Source organism: Pseudomonas extremaustralis (assembly GCF_900102035.1).
Classification (GTDB): domain Bacteria; phylum Pseudomonadota; class Gammaproteobacteria; order Pseudomonadales; family Pseudomonadaceae; genus Aquipseudomonas; species Aquipseudomonas extremaustralis.
Map to the genome: position 1 here is coordinate 1933886 of NZ_LT629689.1, position 22991 is coordinate 1956876.

17 protein-coding genes are annotated in these 22991 nt (G+C 60.6%); 8 read left to right on the plus strand and 9 right to left on the minus strand.

Translation table 11 applies throughout. The features are described 5' to 3' along the window. Window position 1: 1 nt before the first annotated feature. The gene (locus BLR63_RS09065; protein WP_010564705.1) at window positions 2-3091 is read left to right on the plus strand and encodes an efflux RND transporter permease subunit; all 3090 of its coding nucleotides are present in this window, start codon (window positions 2-4) and stop codon (window positions 3089-3091) included. Window positions 3092-3294: 203 nt separating this feature from the next. Here BLR63_RS09065 and BLR63_RS09070 read toward each other — a convergent pair whose 3' ends face one another. Beyond that, window positions 3295-4332: a PoNe immunity protein domain-containing protein gene (locus tag BLR63_RS09070; RefSeq protein ID WP_042946763.1), complete on the minus strand. Its 1038-nt coding sequence runs from the start codon at window positions 4330-4332 to the stop codon at window positions 3295-3297. 277 nt (window positions 4333-4609) lie between these two features. Continuing rightward, complete coding sequence (locus tag BLR63_RS09075) at window positions 4610-5809, minus strand: hypothetical protein (protein WP_010564707.1); 1200 nt, start codon at window positions 5807-5809, stop codon at window positions 4610-4612. A gap of 245 nt (window positions 5810-6054) precedes the next feature. Between BLR63_RS09075 and BLR63_RS09080 the strand changes: the two genes are divergently transcribed. The 3 genes from BLR63_RS09080 to BLR63_RS09090 all read left to right on the plus strand — a co-directional run bounded on the left by BLR63_RS09080 (window position 6055) and on the right by BLR63_RS09090 (window position 8262). Continuing rightward, on the plus strand, window positions 6055-6696 hold the full coding sequence (locus tag BLR63_RS09080) for a DUF1345 domain-containing protein (RefSeq protein WP_010564708.1): 642 nt from the start codon (window positions 6055-6057) through the stop codon (window positions 6694-6696). Window positions 6697-6768: 72 nt separating this feature from the next. Beyond that, window positions 6769-7608 carry an AraC family transcriptional regulator gene (locus BLR63_RS09085; RefSeq protein WP_010564709.1) on the plus strand — a complete coding sequence of 280 codons (840 nt, stop codon included), beginning with the start codon at window positions 6769-6771 and terminating at the stop codon, window positions 7606-7608. 54 nt (window positions 7609-7662) lie between these two features. Further along, entirely contained in the window at window positions 7663-8262 is a 600-nt protein-coding gene (locus tag BLR63_RS09090; RefSeq protein WP_010564710.1) for a LysE family translocator, read from the plus strand. 52 nt (window positions 8263-8314) lie between these two features. On the opposite strand, the gene BLR63_RS09095 is transcribed toward BLR63_RS09090, so the two are convergent. From BLR63_RS09095 to BLR63_RS09110, 4 genes are all read right to left on the minus strand, one after another. After that, a complete protein-coding gene (locus BLR63_RS09095) occupies window positions 8315-10570 on the minus strand; it encodes an autotransporter outer membrane beta-barrel domain-containing protein (protein WP_042946766.1) in 2256 nt (751 codons plus the stop codon). A gap of 238 nt (window positions 10571-10808) precedes the next feature. Further along, the gene (locus BLR63_RS09100; RefSeq protein ID WP_050901327.1) at window positions 10809-12842 is read right to left on the minus strand and encodes a hypothetical protein; all 2034 of its coding nucleotides are present in this window, start codon (window positions 12840-12842) and stop codon (window positions 10809-10811) included. 160 nt (window positions 12843-13002) lie between these two features. Next, window positions 13003-14988, minus strand: coding sequence for a hypothetical protein (locus tag BLR63_RS09105; protein ID WP_042946768.1), 1986 nt, complete (start codon window positions 14986-14988; stop codon window positions 13003-13005). Between the two features lie 288 nt (window positions 14989-15276). Further along, window positions 15277-16902: a methyl-accepting chemotaxis protein gene (locus BLR63_RS09110; protein WP_042946769.1), complete on the minus strand. Its 1626-nt coding sequence runs from the start codon at window positions 16900-16902 to the stop codon at window positions 15277-15279. 234 nt (window positions 16903-17136) lie between these two features. Between BLR63_RS09110 and BLR63_RS09115 the strand changes: the two genes are divergently transcribed. Then, entirely contained in the window at window positions 17137-18564 is a 1428-nt protein-coding gene (locus tag BLR63_RS09115; protein ID WP_010564715.1) for a nucleobase:cation symporter-2 family protein, read from the plus strand. A gap of 12 nt (window positions 18565-18576) precedes the next feature. After that, entirely contained in the window at window positions 18577-19038 is a 462-nt protein-coding gene (locus BLR63_RS09120; RefSeq protein WP_010564716.1) for an LEA type 2 family protein, read from the plus strand. Window positions 19039-19085: 47 nt separating this feature from the next. Here the strand turns inward: BLR63_RS09120 and BLR63_RS09125 are convergent, their stop codons facing one another. After that, on the minus strand, window positions 19086-20012 hold the full coding sequence (locus tag BLR63_RS09125) for a carbon-nitrogen hydrolase family protein (protein ID WP_010564717.1): 927 nt from the start codon (window positions 20010-20012) through the stop codon (window positions 19086-19088). Between the two features lie 216 nt (window positions 20013-20228). On the opposite strand from BLR63_RS09125, the gene BLR63_RS09130 reads away from it, so the two are divergent. Next, on the plus strand, window positions 20229-21149 hold the full coding sequence (locus BLR63_RS09130) for a LysR family transcriptional regulator (RefSeq protein WP_010564718.1): 921 nt from the start codon (window positions 20229-20231) through the stop codon (window positions 21147-21149). Here BLR63_RS09130 and BLR63_RS09135 read toward each other — a convergent pair. Next, a complete protein-coding gene (locus BLR63_RS09135; protein WP_003190904.1) occupies window positions 21121-21375 on the minus strand; it encodes a hypothetical protein in 255 nt (84 codons plus the stop codon). The two genes, BLR63_RS09130 and BLR63_RS09135, sit on opposite strands and share 29 nt — an antisense overlap. Window positions 21376-21538: 163 nt before the next feature. On the opposite strand from BLR63_RS09135, the gene BLR63_RS09140 reads away from it, so the two are divergent. Next, window positions 21539-21859, plus strand: coding sequence for a DUF883 family protein (locus BLR63_RS09140; protein WP_010564719.1), 321 nt, complete (start codon window positions 21539-21541; stop codon window positions 21857-21859). 33 nt (window positions 21860-21892) lie between these two features. Here the strand turns inward: BLR63_RS09140 and BLR63_RS09145 are convergent, their stop codons facing one another. Further along, complete coding sequence (locus BLR63_RS09145; protein WP_010564720.1) at window positions 21893-22930, minus strand: Ldh family oxidoreductase; 1038 nt, start codon at window positions 22928-22930, stop codon at window positions 21893-21895. Window positions 22931-22991 lie beyond the last annotated feature (61 nt).

Sequence of the window (22991 nt, forward strand, 5' to 3'; positions counted from 1 at the left end):
CATGCCGCAGTTCTTTATTGACCGCCCGATCTTCGCCTGGGTGGTCGCCCTGTTTATCCTGCTTGCCGGCCTGCTGGCGATCCCGCAGTTGCCGGTGGCCCAGTACCCCAACGTCGCGCCGCCGAAAGTCGAGATCTACGCGGTGTACCCTGGCGCTTCGGCCCAGACCCTGGACGAGAGCGTGGTCAGCCTGATCGAGCAGGAGCTCAACGGCGCCGATCATCTGCTGTATTTCGAATCCCAGAGCAGCCTGGGTTCGGCGACGATTACCGCAACGTTCCAGCCCGGCACCAACCCGGAAATGGCCCAGGTGGATGTGCAGAACCGGCTCAAGGCCGTGGAGCCGCGCTTGCCCCAGGCCGTGACCCAGCAAGGCTTGCAGGTAGAGAAAGTCTCTGCCGGCTTCCTGCTGCTGGTGACCCTGACCTCCAGCGACGGCAAGCTCGACGATGTGGCGCTCAGCGATTACCTGGCGCGCAACGTGATGAACGAGCTCAAGCGCCTGGATGGGGTCGGCAAGGCCCAGCTGTATGGCGCCGAACGCGCCATGCGCATCTGGATCGACCCGCAGAAGCTGATCGGTTTCAACCTCACGCCGGCCGATGTGAACGCGGCGATCAGCGCGCAGAACGCCCAGGTCTCGGCCGGCAGCATCGGTGATTTGCCGGGGACCAAGACCCAGGAAATCACCGCCGCGATCCTGGTCAAGGGCCAGCTGTCGACCCCGGCGGAGTTCGCCGACATTGTGCTCAAGGCCAACCCGGACGGCTCCACCGTGCGCATCGGCGATGTGGCGCGGGTGGAAATCGGCAGCCAGGAATACCAGTTCTCCACGCGCCTGAACGGCAAGCCCTCCACCGCTGTCAGCGTGCAATTGGCGCCCGGCGCCAATGCGCTGAACACCGCGACCCTGGTGCGGGCGAAGATGGATGAACTGTCGCGCTACTTCCCCGCCAATGTGGAATACAAGATCCCCTACGACACGTCGCCGTTCGTCAAGGTCTCGATCACCAAGGTGGTCTACACCCTGCTCGAAGCCATGGCGCTGGTGTTTGCGGTGATGTTCCTGTTCCTGCAGAACGTGCGCTATACGCTGATCCCGACCCTGGTGGTGCCGATCGCGCTGATGGGCACCTTCGCCACCATGCTGGTGCTGGGGTTCTCGATCAACGTGCTGACCATGTTCGGCATGGTGCTGGCCATCGGCATCCTGGTGGACGACGCCATTGTGGTGGTGGAAAACGTCGAGCGCATCATGGTCACCGAGGGCCTGTCGCCCAAGGAAGCGACGCGCAAGGCCATGGGCCAGATTACTGGCGCCATCGTCGGGATCACCCTGGTGCTGGTGGCGGTGTTTCTGCCGATGGCGTTCATGGCCGGTTCGGTGGGGGTGATCTACCAGCAATTCTCGTTGTCGATGGCCACCTCGATCCTGTTCTCGGCGTTCCTCGCCCTGACCTTGACCCCGGCCCTGTGCACCACCTTGCTCAAGCCGATTGCCAAAGGCGAGCACCACGCCAAGGGTGGCTTCTTCGGCTGGTTCAATAAACGCTTCGAGCAACTCACCGAGCGCTATGAAGGCTGGGTCGCCTATGCCCTCAAGCGCAGCGGCCGCTACCTGCTGATCTATCTGGTGCTGCTGGTGGGCCTGGGGCTGTTGTTCAGCCGCCTGCCCTCCTCGTTCCTGCCGGTGGAAGACCAGGGTTACACCATCACCGATATCCAGTTGCCGCCGGGCGCGAGCAAGAACCGCACGGTGCAGGTCGCCGAGCAGATCGAGGCGCACAACGCGGGCGAGCCGGGGGTGGGTGACACCACCATGATCATGGGCTTCAGTTTTTCCGGCTCCGGGCAGAACGCGGCTCTGGCGTTTACCACGCTCAAGGATTGGTCGGAGCGCAGCCGCGAAGACTCCGCCGCGTCGATTGCCGACCGCGCCAACCTGGCCTTCAGCGAGCTCAAGGACGCGATTGCCTATGCGATCCTGCCGCCACCGGTGGATGGCCTGGGCACCTCCAGCGGTTTCGAGTTCCGCTTGCAGGACCGCGGGGGCGTCGGCCATGCCGCATTGATGGCGGCGCGTACCGAGCTGCTCGCGGCGGCCGAGAAAAGCCCGATCCTGGCCAACGTGCGCGAAAGTGCACTGGCCGAAGCGCCGCAGGTGCAATTGGAGGTGGATCGCAAGCAAGCCAACGCATTGGGCCTCTCCTTCGCCGATGTGGGCAATGTGCTGTCCTCGGCCATCGGTTCAGCCTACGTCAACGACTTCCCCAACCAGGGCCGCATGCAGCGGGTGGTAGTGCAGGCTGAAGGCGACCGGCGCAGCCAGGTCGAAGACCTGATGAAGATCCACGTACGCAACAATGCCGGGAAGATGGTGCCGCTGTCGGCGTTTGTCCAAGCCAAATGGACCCAGGGCCCGGCACAGTTGACCCGTTATAACGGTTACCCGGCGATCGCCATTTCCGGCGAAGCGGCACCGGGGCACAGCACCGGCGAGGCCATGAACGAGATCCAGCGCCTGGTCAGCCAGTTGCCGGCGGGGTTAGGCCAGGAATGGACCGGACTGTCGTTGCAGGAACGCTTGTCCGGCACCCAGGCGCCGATCCTGCTGGGCCTGTCGCTGCTGATCGTGTTCCTGTGCCTGGCGGCGCTGTATGAAAGCTGGTCGATCCCGACCTCGGTGCTGCTGGTGGTGCCCCTGGGCGTACTCGGCGCAGTGCTGGCCGTGACCTTGCGCGGCATGCCCAACGATGTGTTCTTCAAGGTCGGCCTGATCACCATCATCGGTCTGTCGGCGAAAAACGCGATCCTGATCATCGAGTTCGCCAAGGACCTGTACGACCAGGGCGAAGACCTGATCGACGCGACCCTGAAGGCCGCGCGGCTGCGGTTGCGACCGATCATCATGACCTCGCTGGCGTTTATCCTCGGCGTGGTGCCATTGGCAATCGCCACCGGTGCCAGCTCGGCGAGTCAGCAGGCGATTGGCACAGGAGTGATCGGCGGGATGATCACCGCGACCCTGGCGGTGGTGTTCGTACCGGTGTTCTTTGTGGTGGTGATGAAGTGGGTGCGTAAAAAGCGCTGATCCGGGTGGCGGGCTTTCTATGCATATGAGCGGGGCTTCCTGTGGCAAGCAGAGCGCGAAGTTTTGGGGGTGAACGCGTACATGACGCAGGTCGACGGAGTGTTCTTCTGGTAGGTCTTGCAGCCGCTATCTTGGTCGCAGAGCAGTGCGTCGTATCAGGTGATTGATCAGCGTTTACCCAAAGAGATTGCGTAGTCTCAACCCTATCGCCGCTGATCGAGCGCCCAGCGCCAAACAGTGACTCCGCGTGCAACGCCGCTGGCGACATCGGGAAAAATATCTCCGGCCTCGAAATGACATAGAGAATCGTGGTGGGCATCGCTCCACCACCAGCCGCTTTGTGGGCAGGCCTGGCCGGAATGCAACATCGACTCAATCGGCGGCGACGGGCATAGGCGGGCGTAGTCGGCCCAATCCCTGGGATAGAACTGCATCTCACGGTAGCTGCTGTCGTCGATGCGCAGAAGCCAAGTAACGGCGGCGGCTTCCCAGGACCAGTAGCCGTAGTGGCAAAAGCCTCCTTCAAAGTGTCTATCGATGTAGGGTTCACGGCGGCTGGCGTGATACCACTCATCCAGATAAGCCCTCATCAGTGCCGCACGCTTGGCCGGTGCAGCGCTGAACACCTTGAGCAGTTTGCGATAGGGCAGGTGTCGGGTGCAGGTGTCGGGTGGCAGATCACGCTCGCTCACAAACGGTCGAACTAGACGCTCGAGCAAACCATCGCTTACGCCCATCAGTTCGTTGGCGTAATCCAGAAATGCCATGACCCGAGGCATGGTGTGGGCGTAGCCGCTGAGCAGGCCAAAGCAGGTCAGGCGTAATGCGACGATCCAGTATTCTTCGGTGCGGAGGGCGGCATGCGGGGTCATATAATTTCCCGCTTCAGGGGACTGATGATAGTGCGCGTGGAAGTCCCCGTATTCTTCTGCCCATTGCAGTGCATAAGGCCAGACTTCAGCTAGTTGCTCGACAGGGGCTCCGGCGGAATACTGCAAGTTGATCCAGTCTAGGGCGTCCCATAGCCTCTGGTTTGTAGAGGTCATAAGACCGCCAGGTTTCGAGCATTCTCGAAACTTGGGTAAGTCTGTTGTGATCATGCGCATACCATTCACGTAATCGTCGAAATTAATCGAATAATTTTCGAACCGGACATAACGCTCACGGCGCTTTTCAAAATTGGCTTCGCTAATTTTCCAGCTGAACCAACGAGCCCAATCAGAAACAGATAGATTTTTCATTGAGGTCACTCTCGTAGCATCTGGGTTGGCAAAACAAATTCGGTTCCGATCTGATGCGATACCGAGGCTTTACAGCATTTAGGTGTGACCGGGCCTTTGGCTCGCTCGTGCAAGTTATGATTGGGGCCGACTACTGTGATCAGGCTGCGATCGTAAGGACACTTAACTAACTCACGGATTGATTGACTGCCTTCGATGCGAGTTTCGCCCCCTAGCTTGAAGTCGACTCTCCTCCAAGCTTTGATCTGGCGCGTTAACCAGGAATTGTGCGCCTCGGTTATCTGAGCCCCTCAATCTTCGCTGCGATCCACTTATAACTCAGCTGCCTCCCATCCCCCACCGTGGGTTTATTCACCGCTCGCTCCACGCGCTTTTCATCCTCCATGCCCAGGTAGGCATCAATTCCGTACTCGAGCCCGGCGAACACCGCCTTGGCCGTTTCCAGTTTGTGAAAAGCCCGGCTCGTGCCTTTGGTGTCGCTGATGCGGTAGCTCAACGGTAAACCAGCACCGTGCCAGACATGGTCGATGCCTCGATGGCCTGGCTGACTCATTTCATACAGCTTGCCGCGATGGTTGACCTTGGCCCTGCGGCGTTGGCGTTTGACGAAGTAGTAATCGGCAATGTGTTCGCCCGACACACTGATCTGATTAGGCTTTTGACTGGAGCGTTCGCTCTGCCTTTGATGCGCGGTGGCGCGGCCTTGCACGGGTAGCTGAGTTCCTGCGGTTGGCGTCGTCACGTTGCCGCTGGCCCGGCTGTTGGGCGCGGGGACTTTTTTCGCCCCAGGTGCTGTCGGCGTGCGCGCGGTGGTGCTGGGGAGCGGATCGGTCAAAGCTTTTTGGTGAGCGCGCTGGAGTGTATACATCGCGTCGGTGATCTGTTGCTGCGCCATGCCTTGAAGCTTGCGCAACTGCTCGATCAGGCGCTGCACGCCCTTGCGTCCCAGCGCCCACGTCGACAGGCTGCGGCTGAGCATGTTGATCAGTGCAGACAGCAGCGTGTCGATGTTCTGGATGATTTCAGCGGTGTAGCGTGCCCAGTTCAGGGTGCGAAACCAGGTTTCGATGTTTCCACGCACATGCTGCGGCAAGCTGTCGAGAATGCGCCCCATGGGCTTGCCGTGACGCAGCATGTTGAACACGTTTTTCAGTGCATCACCAAAGCCCGGCACCAGTGCTACCAGGGACAGTACCAAGTCCAGCCAATGCGCACTGCTGCCAGGTGTGCGCGTGAGCAGATAAAGACAGCGCAAAATGTTGTAAGCATCGACGGCCTGCCCCACAAACGGAATCAGGCCCAATACAGTACTCACCATCATCTGTGCCAGTGAAACGCCACGGCCTTCGACCACTTCCTCGACCCAGTTGAGCACCAGCAGGAAGGTGTCGTCTTCAAGTTGGGAAGTGGCGAGTTGGCTCAAGAAATCGCCCCGCAGCGGTTCGAAGGTGTAATGCAGATCGCTTTGGCGGGGCATGGAGCTTCCTTGTAATGCATCGAGATCAATTGATACGGACGCAATCCTAGGGAGCTGTAATCTGACGCTTCAATAGCACAGGGGAAATCGAGAGCATTCTTACTCTTGGGGAATAGTCAGCTGTCGGAATTTTCTGTTGCTGTGGGTGCGTTGCGGCCTCGCCACTCGGCACCACCACAGACAGCCTAAGCCAGCCCCTTCAGAATGCGCTATCGTGCTCACCATCGCCTCTGTCGTGAGCACCTATGCCCTTCCTTGCCCGCACCCACCCTCGCCTCTCCGCCGCCGCCCTGCTCGGCCTTGCCGTGGGCATCCTCGCGCCAGCCGACACGCTCGTCAGCAAAATCCTCATTGGCTGGAACGCTGGAGTCTGGACTTATCTGGTGCTGATGCTATGGCTGACCAGCCGCGCCAAGGCTGACGATGTCAAACGCATCGCCGAAATCGAAGACGAGAACGCCGGGCTGGTGCTGTTCACCGTGTGCATCGCCGCCATTGCCAGCCTCGCCACGATCACCTTCGAGCTGCTGGGCACCAAGGACCTGGCCACTGCCGAACGCCTGCTGCACTACGGGTTTACCGGCCTGACGGTGATCGGCTCATGGTTGTTGATCGGGGTGATTTTCAGCGTGCACTACGCTCGCCTCTACTACACCTGGGAAGGCAAGGAACCGGCACTGCGTTTTGCCGAAGGGCTGTTGACCCCCAACTATTGGGACTTCTTGTATTTCTCCTTCACCATCGGTGTCGCAGTGCAAACCTCGGACGTCGGCGTCGCCACGCGGGGCATGCGCAAGGTGGTGCTGGGGCAGTCGTTGATCGGTTTTCTGTTCAATACGGCGATTCTGGGTTTCTCCATCAATATCGCCGCCGGGCTGTTCGGTTAGGCTGCACAAACCTTCTAGACGCCCACGCACCGCTGGGCGCTAATGGCAGACCCCATTCAATCTCGGCGTGTTATGACCGCGCACAACTGGATCGACCTGTCCCAGGACGCCGACACCGGCATCGAGACCCTGCGCGCACATTTCCAGGGCCATGCCTACGATCCCCATTGGCACGACAGCTATCTGGTCGGCGTCACCGAGCAAGGCGTGCAGCAATTCAACTGCCGGCGCATCCGTCACAACAGCGTGCCCGGCCAGGTGTTCCTGGTGGAGCCCGGCGAGTTGCATGACGGCGACGCGCCCACGCCGGACGGTTTTACCTACCATATGCTCTACCTCGACCCCCAGTGGTTGGCGCGGGAAGTCAGCGCAGTGTTCGAAGAGGCGCCGCTCAGCCGCCAGCTGGGATTTGCCGATACCTTGACCAGCGACCCGCGCCTGGCCCTGGCCACCAGCCAAGCATTCCAGACCCTGCACAGCGGCGAGTTGCGCATCGTGCGCCAACGCGCCATGGACCACTTGCTCGAACGCCTCACCGCCCAACTCCACTGGCGCACGCGCTACGCTGACGACCCCCGCCTGCCGCGGGTGGCGCACAAGGCCAGGGAGTACCTGCACGCCCATCTGCATCAGGACATCGGCATGCACGAACTGGCCCTGGCCTGCGGCGTCGACCGCTTCCGCCTGACCCGTGCCTTCAAAAGTGCCTTCGGCCTGCCGCCCCATGCCTACCTGGTCCAATTGCGCCTGGCCCGCGCCCGGCACTGGCTGGCCAAGGGTGAGCAACCCGCCGACGTGGCCATCGCCCTGGGTTTTGCCGACCAGAGCCACCTGGGCCACTGGTTCGTGCGCGCCTACGGCCTGACGCCCGCCGCGTACCGCAAGCGCTGCTCAAATCTTCCAGACAGGTAACGCGCCGGCTTGTGAAGATCGACTCCATCCCCTGATTTACCGGAGTCACCCACCATGCTGTCTTCCTTGTTGCCCTTCATGCTGTTCGCCTTCGTCGCCTCCATCACCCCCGGCCCCACCAATATCCTGGTGCTGAGCAACAGCGCGCGTTATGGCTTCAAAGCCGCCTTGCCGATCATCCTGGGCGCCTGCACGGGGGCCGCCGGCCTTGTGTTGCTGGTGGGGTCCGGGTTTGGCCAGTCCCTCGTGCACTGGCCCAAGGTGCAGACCGCGATGCAGTGGATCGGCATCGCCTGGTTGAGTCTCCTGGCCTGGCAGATTTTCAGCGCCCCCACCCGAGCCCTTGAAATGGCGGCGACCGATAAGCCCCTGGGCCTGATCGGCGCCGCCGGCCTGCAATTGATCAACCCGAAGACCTGGATGATGGCCCTCGCAGTGGTCAGTGTATTTGCCGGCAACGGTAGCGACCGCCAACACCAGGTGCTGTCCCTGTCCCTGGTGTTTTTCCTGGTCGCCCTGCCCTGCCTCGGTGCCTGGGCTGTGCTGGGCGCGGGGTCAGGCCGGGTGTTGCGCTCGCCCGAGGCGATGCGACGCTTCAATCGCTGCATGGCCGTGCTCCTGCTGGGCTCGACCTGGCTGAGTGTACTGATCTGAAGACATAAAAAAGGGGAAGCCGAAGCTTCCCCTGTCCAAGTGCGCGAATGTCTTAGAAGTCGTACCGCACGCCGAAGTTGACACCCCACGGCTGATCGATCTTCTTGCCTTTGCTGGTTTCGAAGTCCGCATGCAACTTGACGTTCTTGGACACCGACATCGCCACGCCGGCCGCCAGTTCAATACGCGAACCCGACAGATCGTTGTTGAAGCTCTGGTCGTTGATGAACACCTTGTTGCTCTGGTCGAACTCGTGAGCCCATGCTGTGCGCAGGTAAGGCTGCAACACCCCACCGTTGTCCAGCTGGATGTTCTTACCGGCGGTCACACCGAGTTTGCTGACCACGGTGCTGGAGCGATCACCCTTAGCCTTCAAGCCGTTGGACAGCTCGTAGCTCTGCGCCTGGGTGATCGTCGCCGACAACTGGCCATATGGCTCGACGAAGTAATCATTGTCCAGCTTGATGTGGCGGCCAAGTTCGGCCGATGCACCGACCGCGCTTTGCGCATAGTTGCCCTTGGCTTTCTTGCCGTCGCTCATGTTCACATTGACTTCATTGTGCAAGCGGTTGAGCTTGGCGACACCGTCGAAATACAGGCCGCTCTCATCATCCAGCCAAGTGGCATAGGCACCCAGGTAGTAACTCTTGACCTCACCTTTGCTGCCCCGCGTCAGGCTCAAGTCGGAGGTGCTGTGACCCGCCATGACACCGGCCAGCCACTGGCCATCACCGCTGGACAGTGGTGCATCGGCACCGAGGGTGAAGCCTTTCTGGGTTTGCTTGTAACCACTGCCGTTTTTGTTGGCCGCCACCTCATATTTGTTGCCGTAGCTGCGCATCCACAGGCCATTGTCCTGGCCATTGCCGAAGCGCAATTCACCCATGCGGGTACGCAGGATGGACGACTCGCCGTACAACACGGTCGGTGCACTGTTGAACAACGCCAATACCGAATGGGCGCTGGTGCTGGTGCCGCGACGGGTCGGGTCGAGCAGCCAGTCGGTACCGTCCTTCTGCAAGCCGTAGGCGTAGGCGCCGATGTCCACGGTGTCGCCGACCAGGGAGAAGCGTGCGTCACCGCCTTCGGTGTGCACGACCTTGATCGGCGCACCGCTGGCCAGTTCCGAACCGGTCGCGGCGAGCAGCAGGCTGTGATTACCCTCGGCCCGGCCTTCCACGTTGAGGAAGTCGGTCTGGTGGGTGGAGAAGTCCGTGTGCATGACAAACGTGCCGTTGCCTTCCAGGCTCTTCACATCCAACTGAAAGAACTGGTCCTCGGCGCCAAAGTGCACCGCGCCGCCGCCCATCTTCAAGGCCTCGACATTGCTGTCGCCCACCAGCATCCAGTTGGACGCGTCGTTCACACTCAACTCGGCGACGTTTTTCAGTTGGCCGGTCAGCCAGGAGCCGTTGTTGAGCTGAACCTTGGCGGTGCTGCCGTCTTCGACCACCACATCGCCGACCAGGAAGCTGCGGTCAACGTTCATATTGGCGGTGGAGTTGCCGGTGACCTCCAGGAGGTTGCCGTTGCCGCCGGTGAGGGTCGAGCCGTTGCGTACCTGGATATCCGCGTTTGTCCCGGCGCCCGCCAGAATGGCTGCGCCGTTTTTGCCTTCGACGCTGGAACCGTCCAGTACCAGCACGCTGTCTATGACTCCGGACGATCCGTCGAGTCCCATTTGTACGCCATTGGCACCGCCGATGATCCGACTGTCGTAGGCAAAAGCCTGCCCGCTCAGCAGCGATACACCGATGCCATCATCGTTGGTCGCCTGGATAAGGGAGCCGGTGAAGTCCAGCACACTGTAGGCACTGGCACTGGCGCCACGGTTGGTACCGGTGATCGTACTGTCGACCACCGTCACGCTGGACCCATTGGTTGCACCCAGGTTGCGCCCGGCGGTCAGACCAGTGCCGCTCTCATGGGTGATCGTGCTGTTGCTGATGAACACATCACTGCCAGTCACACGCAGAGCGGCGTTTGCGCTGCTGCGTGCAGTGACATCAGAGCCCTCAATGCGAATCCGCGAGTTGTTGGCGATGATGTCTTGGGTAGAGCTGCCTGGCGTGACGACCAGGGTTGCGGACTCGGCGCGAATGTCGCGGGTGGCCGTTCCTTCGACCGTCAGGCCGGAACCGGCCAGTAACTCAAAACGATCCGGTGCGGGGCCTGGGCGCACATACTCGTCCGCCCCAGTGACCACACGCGCTTCGACAGCGTGAGCCATCAGCATGAACAGGGTGACAGCGTTGGCCTTCATCGCAAGGCTTAAAGGCGAAGGCTTGAAATTGAATACAGATGACATTTAACGAACCTCTGGTTGGCGTTCCCTTAGGAAAGAAATTGGCCGGTTCCAAAGTGCGTGGGACCCTGCCAATCGAGCGCCGCCAAGGTATCCAGAGTGGTTACCGCTTTATGTAGGACTAATCCTAAGTAGTTGTATTAATGGGTCTTAAAGCATGTGGGCATAACTTCAGGTGTCTCGCAGCCTGAAAAAAACACCAAAGGGGAGCCGAAGCTCCCCTTTGGTCACAGCTGAACAGCTAGGGTGCCGGTACTGCTGTTCCGTCGCAGAACGTCCCCGTTGCTCCACCGACGAGTTGACCACGCACCCGCGGTGTCGCCTCGGAAGAATTCACCGGGCCGCTAGCCAGCACGATGCTGTAATAAACCCTGGCTGAACCGGCCAGCCGGTCATCGTGGGTCGGTTGGATCGGTTTGAAGCGAGTGAAGTAGTCTTCCAATTCCACCTCAAATCCAAGGTTCACCATGGCCTGGGTAAGCGGTGGTGAATCCTTGCTGCCAGCGACGGCCGGCACTTCTATCGTCCCGGCATCATCCCGGTAGCCTTTCCAATGAACCGTCACGATCATCCCCACGGTGAAATGCTCCGACGCTGGGATGAAGACCACGATATTTCCCGGTGGCGGCCCTACAGGCCTGAAGCTTGTGCAGTTGATAATTCCACTGCCGATCAGATTGCGCACGACCGGCGGGGCGAGGTTGATGATATTGGCCGTCACGGTCACCAACGTGACGGGCGAATATTGTCGGTTGGTACTGCCTTCGGCGCCGATGGCGTAATGCACTCGCTTCAAGCCATTACCGTGTTCCGAAATCACGCTCCATGGAATTTGCAGGGTGACCACCTGATTGGCTACGCCACTGGGCACAAAGAGCTGGCCAACCTGGACACCCTCATAGAAGAGATACAGGGTGAAAGGCCTCGCATCGGGCGTCGGAGCGACGCTCCACAGTACGATGTACACATTGGCCCGGCGGTTTGCATGATCGGGTATCAGTTCGTTGTCATTGCCTTCAGTGCCAGTCGCGTCCTCGCCTCTGACAATGGGCGCGTTGAGATTGGGGTTGGTCTGATCCGGATCGTTCGGGTTGGCAGGTCCCACCACAAACAAGTTTATGTCAGTCGTGGTGGTAAAAGTCGCGGGATAAGTGACTGATCGCCGTCTGATGACGTACGAAACCGTCATCGACAACAACCCTACTGTGGCGCCATAGAGTAGAACCAGCACCGCATAAGGCGCGTGAACCTGCAGCGGAAAAACATTATTACCCAATGGCACGTCGGCCAGGGTCTGACTACCCAGAGAGGTGGTCAGGGTCACACTCAGCACATCACCATCAGCGCCGCGCAGGAAGTCATCGTAGGCTGGCACACGGATGATCGCGCCATTGAGCTGGGCAGTGTCCTGACGGTCGAGCAGTTGGTCACCCGGTACCGCCAGATCAATGGTCGGGGCTTTAAAATTACTGGGTTCCGGAAACAGTGCCACGTCAAATAAGTATTGCGCCGACAGCTTCGCCGGGTTTCCCGCCGCGTCATGCAACTCATAACGCACGCTGCGCAGACCGTCCGGGCTACCTTGGACCACGGACAAGGGCAGGGGGAAGCTCAGATCCGCAGGCAACACCCATTTCGGATCGGTGCTCCCAGCCGTTGGCAGATAGGGCGTGTCTGAATTGTTGTAGTAGAACAGTCCATAGTCTCCCGGCATAAGGTCGAGATAAGGGGGCACGCGGAACCAGGCCGTTTCGTTGGGCAAGCCCAGGAAATACACCAGCGACGCCGGTGTCGGCAGGTCTACCGGTGGCAGGGGTGGGGGAATCGGGCCTACATGGCTGTAGTAAGGCGGCGCAAGATCGACGATCAACAATTGCGGGGCCGATCGACTGTCATTGCCGACAGTTTCAACGGACACCTCGTACCGAATCAGGTGCGCGCCAGGCGGACGCCGCGCCAACGCGATGTTGACCGACACCCCAGTGGCTGGCGGTGAGCTCACGATAAAGGTAATGAACGGGTCTGCCGGTTGAGGGTCGTCCAGCGGCCACATCCATACCCTGACGGTATCCGGTTTCTCTGGCTCGATACTGAAGTCCGGCCAGCGCGGAATCAGAAACTCCATGGTTTCCTTGAGTGCGGTAAACCGATCGATCAGGCCGGGGAATCCCGGTACCTGGCCCTCGTACGTACCATCAGGTAAATCGGTAAGTCTAGTACTCGAGCGACGACGGTTTTCAAAGCTGCGGATGATATCCAGCGTCTTTCTGTCCATTTCATTCTCCAGCGCGGTTTAAATACGATGGTTTTTTTCAACGCGCGCGCAAGCCCGCTCTGCAACTTCGCGAACAACTTCACGCGAACATCGCAACGCAAACCTTGCACGTTCAACACACAACTGCATTACAGCGTTAGTTGCAGTAACTTGAGAGTTGCTAGTCTCTCTTGTTCTCGACAAGCATCGGCACGCCGTCATTGGAACATGTGATTACATCACCGGCTTTGCAGTACCCGCCAGAAGGGTACTTGAGGTCGATACGAATTCTGCGCGGTAACGATTCACCCACAAGCGCGCCCGCACGCCGCACCTGATACCAACTGCGTGCAGAACCGAACTCACGCATCGGCAAAACTTTGTCTTCATAAGGCTCGACTCTGAAGTTAAGGCCATTCATGAGGTCGGCGGTAGTATCGAAAGACTGTTGATCGTCATACCTCGACTCATCAATGACCGGCGGCGTCCAGTTATTATTCGCAAAGCCTTCCCAGAAAAACGTGACCTGATCATTGAGTTGAAAACGATCATCTGGGGCTACCGACCATTCCACCCCCCAAAACACTTCGGGTTTTGAACAGCAGGACAAGTATCCGCCGCCACCGACCAGGGTATGTTTCAGCACCGGTGCCGGGAATGAGATCAATGCGCCGGTATTCACGTTGACCAGCGTATTGGCGGACTGCTGATCATTCACTCCATTACTGGTGGTGTAAAAAACCGGTAACGCCGGATGAATAAAGCCCTCCATCACCGCCCAAGGGATTACCGTGGAAAACACCAGTTGCCCTGCGATATCGCCAAACTGGACAGTGTAAGTCGCGACCGGCCCGCTGCCGTTCCAGTAGAAGCGCAAGATTTCGCCCGGTTGCGGGTTTTCGTAAAGCAGCACGCGCGCGCGCGCCCCGGCCGGGTTGTCATCGTGGTTGACTACATTGGGCGTATTGGAAACCAGCCCCCATACCTGCGCCACTGGCAGGTTGGGGTTAAGCAGCGCCGGGGCATTCGCGTGATCCTGCCCGGCGATGGTGAGGTTCACATTCACCAGGATGTTGAACGACGCAAATGGCGGCAGACTGCCACGGATGATTTCGTAACGCACCGGTACCGTTTCGGCTGCCAACGCATCGGTGAGCGGGCCACGCATCACGCTCCAGGGTATGTCGACATCGCAGGGGAAACCGATGACCGGCTGCGGTGCCGTCGGGCGCCCTTTCCAATACACAACGACCTGATCACCCGGCGCCCAGTTGGTGTAGAGCTCTATTCGCACTTGCACGCCGGCCCTGGCATCTTCGCGATTGATCAGCAAATCATCGTAGCGGGGCGGCACGATCGACGGGATGGGCCGTGGGCCCGGCAGCGCTGTCAGGGCCAACTGAAACGGCAAGCCTGCACTGCGATCGCTGTAGTTGCCCGCCTCGTCAAACACCCGGAAAAACACATAGGCGTCGCCATTGCTCAGTGTGCGAAACGCATCGGCCGCAAGCCAGGCGACCAACGGGTCGCTGTCGGAGACCAGTTCATAAATACCGTCTTCTCCGGCCACCGGCGGATTGGCTAAATTGGACACGTAAAAATGAATCGTGTCCTTGTTACTGCGTCCGGTATAGGGCGGAACGTGGAATGCCACCAGAGGGTGGTTGCTGAGATACGTTTCGTCCACAAACGGCGCAGGGGGCGTCACAAACTCCAAGTGATCGGCGGGGTTCAATAGCTGCGGCGGGTCCATGTCGACCGTCAGGGTTCTTCTGGGATTGAGTTCGCTGACCCCGCCAAACGAGTCTTCTATTGAGTAATACACCTCCACCGGGCCTGACTGCGCGCGCAGCACCAACAAAGGGATATACATCACGTATTCAGACAACAGTGGTGGCGGCGGCGAATTCACCACCAAAGAGTCGCTGTACACCACGACCCCTCCCCTCGCCCAGTACAGAGTGAGGGTATGCGGGGTGTCCAGGGGCACTGGCGGCGGGTTCCACATCGGGACCCTGACCTCCAGCGGCGCCAGCATTCGTGCCGCTGGAATAAGGCCGTTGGGGTCCGTCGGGTCCACTCCTGGGATGATCATCGGAAACAACGCCAGCACGCCCGAGCGGGTGCTGACATCGTTGTTCGGGCTTGGGATTCGGGCGCGCGACATGATAATTCCCCCAACAGTGCATCGCAGTAAACCCGCGATTTGGTTGACTGAACGGATGTTGAGGAAAATTAAATACCCAAATGCCTGCCGCTGAAACTGTCAGAACTAACAGGTGGACACTACCATTCGTCGCCTTGCAGGCGCGCGTCTGATTGCGAAGACCATTCACGATAACGCGTTCATCCCAGATGAACGCGGTGCCTTGGGGCTTATCGCGGGCAAGCGACCACCCCATCTGAGGAACCCGGCAGCCTGAAAAGCATAAGCCGCGCTTGCCCGCGTTTCGGATCAGACCACGAAGCGCGCCACCATCGCGTTCAAGTCTGCCGCCAGACGCGACAGTTCAAAACTGGCCGCACTGGTCTGGTCGGCACCGGCCGTCGATTGTGTGGCCAGGTCACGGATATTCATCAGGTTGCGGTCCACTTCGCGGGATACCTGAGCCTGTTCTTCCGAGGCGCTGGCAATCACCAGGTTGCGTTCGTTGATCAGGCTGATGGACTGGGTGATCTGCTCCAGCGCTACGCCAGCGGCGCGGGCCATTTCCAGGGTGCTTTGGGTGCGCTGGTTGCTCTGTTCCATGGACTGCACGGCTTGACCGGTGCCGTTCTGGATACCGGCGACCATTTTCTCGATTTCCTGGGTCGATTGCGCCGTGCGATGGGCCAAGGCGCGCACTTCGTCCGCCACCACCGCGAAGCCACGCCCCGCTTCACCAGCGCGCGCGGCCTCGATGGCGGCGTTGAGCGCCAGTAGGTTGGTCTGCTCGGCAATCGCGCGGATCACGTCGAGTACCTTGCCGATATCGCGACCCTGAGTGGCCAGGCCTTCGATCATGGCCGCCGTGTTTTGTACATCCTGGGTCATGGTCTGGATCGCGCCGACGGTTTCCACCACACGGTCGCGGCCTTCCCGCGCGGCCTGGTTGGACTGGGCGGATGCCTCGGAGGTGGAAACGGCATTGCGCGCCACCTCCTCGACCGCTGCCGTCATTTCGTTGACCGCCGTGGCGGCCTGGTCGATTTCATTGTTCTGTTGCTGCAAGCCGCGGGAGGCTTCCTCGGTGACCGAACTCAACTCTTCAGCGGCTGAGGCAAGCTGGGTGGCCGAACCGGCGATGTGCTGGATGGTCTGGCGCAGGTTGTTCTGCATGGTCGACAACGCGCTGATCAGCCGTGCGGGCTCATCCTTGCCGTCATCGTCGATCACTTGGGTGAGGTTGCCACCGGCGATGGTTTGCGCCACTGCCACGGCTTTGCGCAGCGGTGTGACGATGCTGCGGGTCAGCAGCCAGGCCAGCAGCACCGTGAGCAATGCGGCAGCCACCACCACAACGATGATGCCGGTGATCGCACTGTCGTAGCTTTGTTTCGCCTGGTCATTGGCTTGCTTGGCACCGGCGGAGTTGATGGCGATCAGCTTGTTCAACTGTTCGCCCATCTGGTCGGTACCGTCCTTGATCCGGGTGTTGATCAAGGTCCGCATCTCATCGACCTTGTTTTGCTGGGACAGGGCCAGCATGTCGGCCTGGGCCTTCAGGTAGTTGTCCAGGGTGCCGACGAATGTCTTGTAGAGCGCCGCCTCCTCAGGCACGGAGGGTAACGCCGCATAACTGGCCTGGGCGGCCCGGACCTTGTCGACCAGGGCACCGATACGGGTTTGTGCCTCTTGCAAACTGGCCGGTTCCCGGTTGACCAGTACACGAAACGACAGGATGCGCATGCGCAACACGTTTTCCGTCATGACGCCCAGGGACGCCACGCTGGGCAACTGGTTGGTGCTCATGTCCACCGACGCCTGACGGATAAGCGTCATGCGATTGACCGCGAACGCCCCCAGTAACACCACGAGCAACGCAATGAATGCAAAACCTAGAGAAGCTCGAGGGGCAATATTCAGATGACGAAGAGACATAGGGGCAGCTCTCAAGATGGAATATCAGCAAGCATCCCTGCCGCAAAGTGATCAGTCGGCCTCAACGCGCCGCTCCGACCTTGGTCACCACGTGTTGTCATTTAAGGTGGGCCTATAGGGATATCGGCAGGTCCAGGGGTTTTGTGCAGGGCGCTCATAAATATTTTTTTACACTTCTGACGACCGGTGCTTTCTGGCATCCTGCGCCTCCATTTTCTGACCCGAGCCCGCACTTTGTCTGACGCTCAATCTCCCCGCCCCCGCTATAAATCCGACCTGATCTACGGCCTGGAAGACCGCCCCCATTTCACGGCGGCGATATTTGCCGCGTTGCAGCATGTATTGGCGAGTTTCGTCGGCATCATCACCCCCACCCTCATCGTTGGCGGCGTGCTCGGCCTGGAAAGCGAAGTGCCGTACCTGGTGAGCATGGCGTTATTCGTATCGGGGCTCGGCACCTTCGTGCAGGCGCGCACGTTCGGCCCGATCGGTTCGGGGCTGCTGTGCCTGCAAGGCACCAGTTTTTCGTTTATCAGCGTGATTCTCAGTGCCGGCTTCATGGTCAAGGCGCGGGGCGGCGGCACCGACGAGATTCTCTCGACGATCTTTGGCATCTGCTTTTTCGCGGCGTTTATCGAAGTGGTGCTCAGCCAGTTCATCGGCAAGCTGCGCAAGCTGATCACCCCGGTAGTGACCGGCACCATCATCACCCTGATGGGGTTGTCGCTGATCAAGGTAGCTGTCACCGACATGGCCGGCGGTTTTGGCGCCAGCGACCTGGGCGCGGCGAGCAATATGGGGTTGGCGGGCCTGGTGCTGCTGACCATCGTGGTGCTCAACCGCTTCAACAACCCGTTCCTGCGCCTGGGTTCGATCGTGATCGGCCTGACCCTGGGCTTTGTGGTGGCCTGGTGGCTGGGCCGCGTCGATATGGCCGCATTGCCCAACGTGCCGCTGATCAGCGTGCCGGTACCGTTCAAGTACGGTTTTTCGTTCGACTGGGTGGCGTTTATCCCGGTGGCGGTGATTTTCCTGATTTCGCCCCTGGAAGCCGCCGGCGACCTGACCGCCAACTCAATGATTTCCCAACAACCGGTCAAGGGTCCGCTGTACATCAAGCGCATCAAGTCCGGCCTGCTGGCCGACGGCCTCAACTCGGCGATGGCCGCCACCTTCAACAGCCTGCCGATGGTGACCTTTGCCCAGAACAACGGCGTGATCCAGTTGACCGGCGTGGCCAGCCGCTACGTGGCGTACTTCATTGCCGGCCTGCTGGTGCTGCTGGGGCTGTTCCCGATGATCGGCGCAGTGTTGCAACTAATGCCCAAGCCGGTCTTGGGAGGCGCGACGCTGATCATGTTCGGCACCGTGGCGGTGGCCGGTATCAAGATCCTTGCCGAAGCCGGCCTGCATCGGCGCAATGTGCTGATCGTGGCGATCTCCCTGGGCATGGGCCTGGGCGTCGCGGCCGTGCCGGAAGTGCTGCGCGATCTGCCCAAGGCGTTGCACAACATCTTCGAATCGCCCATCACTGTGGGTGCGTTCTGTGCCATCTTGCTGAACATTTTCCTGCCTGAAGAGTTCATAGCACTGCAAGAAGATGAATTTGATCCGGAGTCCTCTACCCTCAAAGTGATGCAGGACCCGGACGTCACCCAATAGGAGCACCTTTGAATGCGCAAGCTCATGGTTCTATCACTACTGCTGCTGACCCTGAGCGCATGCGCGCTGTTCCCCAACCGCGACCCGGTGAATATCAACGTGGTTGGTATCGAACCGCTGCAAAGCCAGGACCTGGAAGTGCGCTTCGCCGTGAAGCTGAGGGTGCAGAACCCCAATGAAACGGCGATCGACTACAACGGCGTGGCCCTGGACCTGGAGGTCAATGGGCGGCCGTTGGCGTCAGGGGTGAGTGATCAGCGCGGAAGCATCCCACGGTTTTCCGAGACGGTGCTGATGGTGCCGGTCAGCGTCTCGGCGTTTTCCGTGTTGCGCCAGACCCTGGGCCTGAGCCAGACCCAGAGCCTGAACAACCTGCCCTACGTGCTGCGGGGCAAACTCGCGGGCGGGCTGTTCGGCACCATGCGCTTTGTGGACCGGGGCACACTGGACCTGCCGAATACGGCTGCCTGGTAGGCGGCATTTTAAAGCGTGGGATTCACTCCAACAGGTCGCTACTCCATTCAATCGGTGATGTAGCGCACGCCCGGCTTGGCGCGTTCATCCACCACCAGTTCAAACACATCCGGGCGCGCGTAATGCCCCACCACGTCATAGTCGTACCGCGCCCGCACCAGCTCATCGGTGTCGATCTGCGCGGTCAGCAACCCCGCTTCCCCCAGCAACGGCCCGGCCAGGATGTCGCCCATGGGCCCGACGATCACACTGCCGCCGGCGATCAACGGACGCTCCGAAGGCCAGTTGGCGATCTCCATCCCCAGCGCCTGGGGTGAAGCCTGCACCTGACAGGCGCTGACCACAAAGCAGCGCCCCTCGTGGGCCACATGGCGCATGCTCACCTGCCACATCTCGCGCTCGTCCACCGTCGGCGCACACCACACTTGCACACCCTTGGCATACATCGCCGTGCGCAGCAGCGGCATCATGTTTTCCCAGCACACCGCGCCGCCGATGCGCCCTACCGCCGTGTCGATCACCGGCAAGGTGGAACCGTCGCCCTTGCCCCAGATCAGCCGCTCGGTGCCGGTGGGCATCAGCTTGCGGTGCTTGGCCACCAGCCCGCCCGTGGGCTCGAAATACAGCACGGTGCAATACAAGGTGCTGGCGCTGCGCTCGATCACGCCCAGTACCAGGCTGGCCCCGGTACGTGCAGACAGAGCGGCCAATGCGTCGGTTTCGGCGCCCGGCACGTCGATAGCATTGGCAAAGTAGCGGGCAAAGGCTTCGCGCCCTTCGGGCAGGCGATAGCCCAGTTGAGTGCCGAAACTCTCGCCCTTGGGGTAGCCGCCGAGCAATGCTTCGGGCATCACCACCAATTGCGCGCCGCTGCCCAGGATCTCGTCCTCGTAGGCAAGGATCTGCGCCAGGGTCTCGGCCTTGCCGCCAGGCAGGGAACCGATTTGCAGGGCTGCCACGGTAGAAACAGGCATCACGATCACTCCAGATAAAGAAAGGAAAGGCATCCCCCTGTAGGAGCGAGCTTGCTCGCGAAAAACGTCAACGATCACGCGGGGCATCGGGTTTCGCGGCGCTCTTGAGCTTTTCGCGAGCAAGCTCGCGCCTACAAGGGATGGGGGGTTGCGCCATTCTCATGGGCATAGCCATCATGAATAAAGCCCACTTCAGTGCTGAATGATATGAGCCAAATGAATATCACCCAGGTCGATTTGAACCTGCTGAAAACCTTCGAAGCCCTGCATGACGAGTCCAGCGCCAGCCGCGCGGCATTGCGCCTGGGCGTCACCCAATCGGCGATCAGCGCCGGCTTGCGACGTTTGCGCGAGGTGTACGGCGACCCACTGTTCGTGCGCACCGGCCGCGGCCTGGCGCCGACGCTGCGGGCCAATCAGTTGAAACCGGTGATCAGTGAAGCGCTGGACCGCTGCCGCCAGAGCCTGGCAATGGTCAATCCGCAAAACCCCGACTATCAGGGGCGTTCAGTGGTGCTGGGCCTGTCCGACGACTTCGAGATCGCCTATGGCCGGCGACTGATGGACGCCATCGCGCAGCGCCTGCCGAGGCTGCGGGTGATCTTCCGCCAGACCCACAGCCAGATCGTCGCCAGCGCCCTGCTCGACCGCACGCTGGACCTGGCGATTACCGCCGGCGGTTTTGCCCAAAGCCGATTGAGCCGGCAGGTGTTGACGGAAGGGGATTACCGCTGCCTGGTGGACCCCGGCAGCCTGGCGCCTGGCACGGACGGCATCAGCCTCGACGAGTTCGTCGCGCGCGAGCATGTGCTGGTGTCGTCAGGTGGGTTTATCGGCATCACCGACGAGGGCTTGGCGGCGCTGGGGTTGAGCCGGCAGGTGTGCGCGTCGACCAGCCATTTTGCCGCGCTGCCCTTTTTGCTCAAGGGCAGCCGGGCGGTGGCGACCATTCCCGGGCATGCGGCGCAGGCCATCGCCGAGATGAGCGGCTTGCGGATGCTGCCCTGCCCTCTGGCACTGCCGCGCTACCCGGTGGAGTTGGGTTGGCGCACCCAGGCACAGCTCGATCCGATGGTGCTCAAGGTGCGCGAAGCGATCGTGGCGAGCTTTACTTGGCCGCTGCCATCAGCTTGTTGACTTCACTGCGCACCATGTTGGAAAACTCCGGCGGCGACATGCCGTCGAGTTCCGCACGCACCCATTCGGCCCATTTGCCCTTGCGTTTGGCGCGCTCGCCGAACAAGCGCGCGGCTTCGCCCTTGGCTTTGCCCAGGTTGGTTTGCCACAGGTCGTAGAGACGGGACTTTTCATCTTCCAGCTCGGCGCGTTCGGCGAGGGTCTTGTTGGCGAGATTGAAGCTCATGTGGAATTACCTGCTGCACAAATAGGTGGCATCTTACACTGTAGGTCGAAATTTCCTGATTAGGATTTCGCCTAGAACTTCGCCACGGCAAAAAAACTGCAACTTTTGCCGCCCCGCGACACTCCATTGTTCACTGTCACATTTACCTGCAAGGAGTCACCCAATGGCCCGCAAAACCGCCGCCCAAGCTGTCGATGATCAAATCAAGGATCAAGCCTTCAGCGAACTCACCGCGCTGATCGAAGAATCGGACAAGCTGCTCAAGAGCAGCGCTTCGCTGGTGGGCGAGGAAGGCGAAACCCTGCGTGAGCAAGTCGCGATAAAACTCAAGCAGGCGCTGGACTCGGTGTCCACCGTGCGCGAACGCAGCAAGCCGATGGTCGACGCCACCGAAACCTACATCGGTGGTCATCCATGGCAGACCGTGGCCATCTCCGCCGGTTTCGGCCTGGTGGTCGGGCTGTTGCTGGGTCGTCGTAACTGATCCAGCGGGGCTGCGCCAATGGCGCAGCCCGCTTCAATCGGCCAGCAGTGCCTGCAATTGCGCCAGGTCCTGGGCCTGCACTTCTATACCGATGAGCTCCGACTTCGCCCGTGTGCGATGACGTCGATCCCCCGGCAAGCGCCGCAACCCCACCGCATGCATCTGCCGCACCAGCTCCTGGCTGCGCTCGGCAAACCGTTGCCCGGCGGTCTTGCTCGGGTCGATCACGATCAGCAATTGCCCGGTCCAGGGCGTACGTGCCCCTGGGTGGTCGGCCCAACTGAACTCGAAGGAAAAGTTACCACCGGTCAAGGCCGCCGCCAGCAGTTCGACCATCATCGACAAGGCCGAGCCCTTGTGCCCGCCAAACGGCAGCAGCGCGCCGCCTTCCAGCACGGCCTTGGGGTCGGTGGTGGGCTGGCCGAGACTGTCGACGCCCATGCCCGGCGCCAAGCGCTCGCCCTTGCGTGCGGCAATCTGCACATCGCCATGGGCAATGGCGCTGGTGGCCAGGTCGAAGACGATCGGTGCGCCATCGGCACGCGGCGCGGCGAAAGCGATGGGGTTGGTGCCGAACAAGGGGCGGTCGGCGCCATGGGGCACCACGCAGGTCATGCTGTTGACCACGCTCAGGGCCACCAACCCTTCTTCGGCGAAGGGCTCGACATCCGGCCACAATGCCGCGAAGTGATGGGAATTATGGATCGCCAGCAAGGCGATGCCGGCGCTGCGGGCCTTTTCCACCAGCAGCGCGCGGGCGGCGGCCAGGGCCGGTTGGGCAAAGCCGTTGCAGGCATCCGCGCTCACCCAGCCAGACGCTACATCCGTGACCACCGGCACCGCTTTGCCATCGACCCAGCCGCTGGCCAGCGTGCTGAGATAACCGGGAATGCGGAAGATACCGTGACTATGGGCGCCGTCACGCTCGGCACTCGCGCAATTGTGCGCCAGGATCGCCGCGACTTCCGGCGAGGTGCCGTGCTTCACAAACACTGCGTGCAGCAACCCCACCAGGTCGTTGAAACCGATGAGCGCTGTGGCACCTTCAACTATCGGGGACTGAGCAGACATCTGTAGCTCCGATTTTGCGATTGAGAGAAACAACCAGAATGGCCGTCGATTAAACAACGCT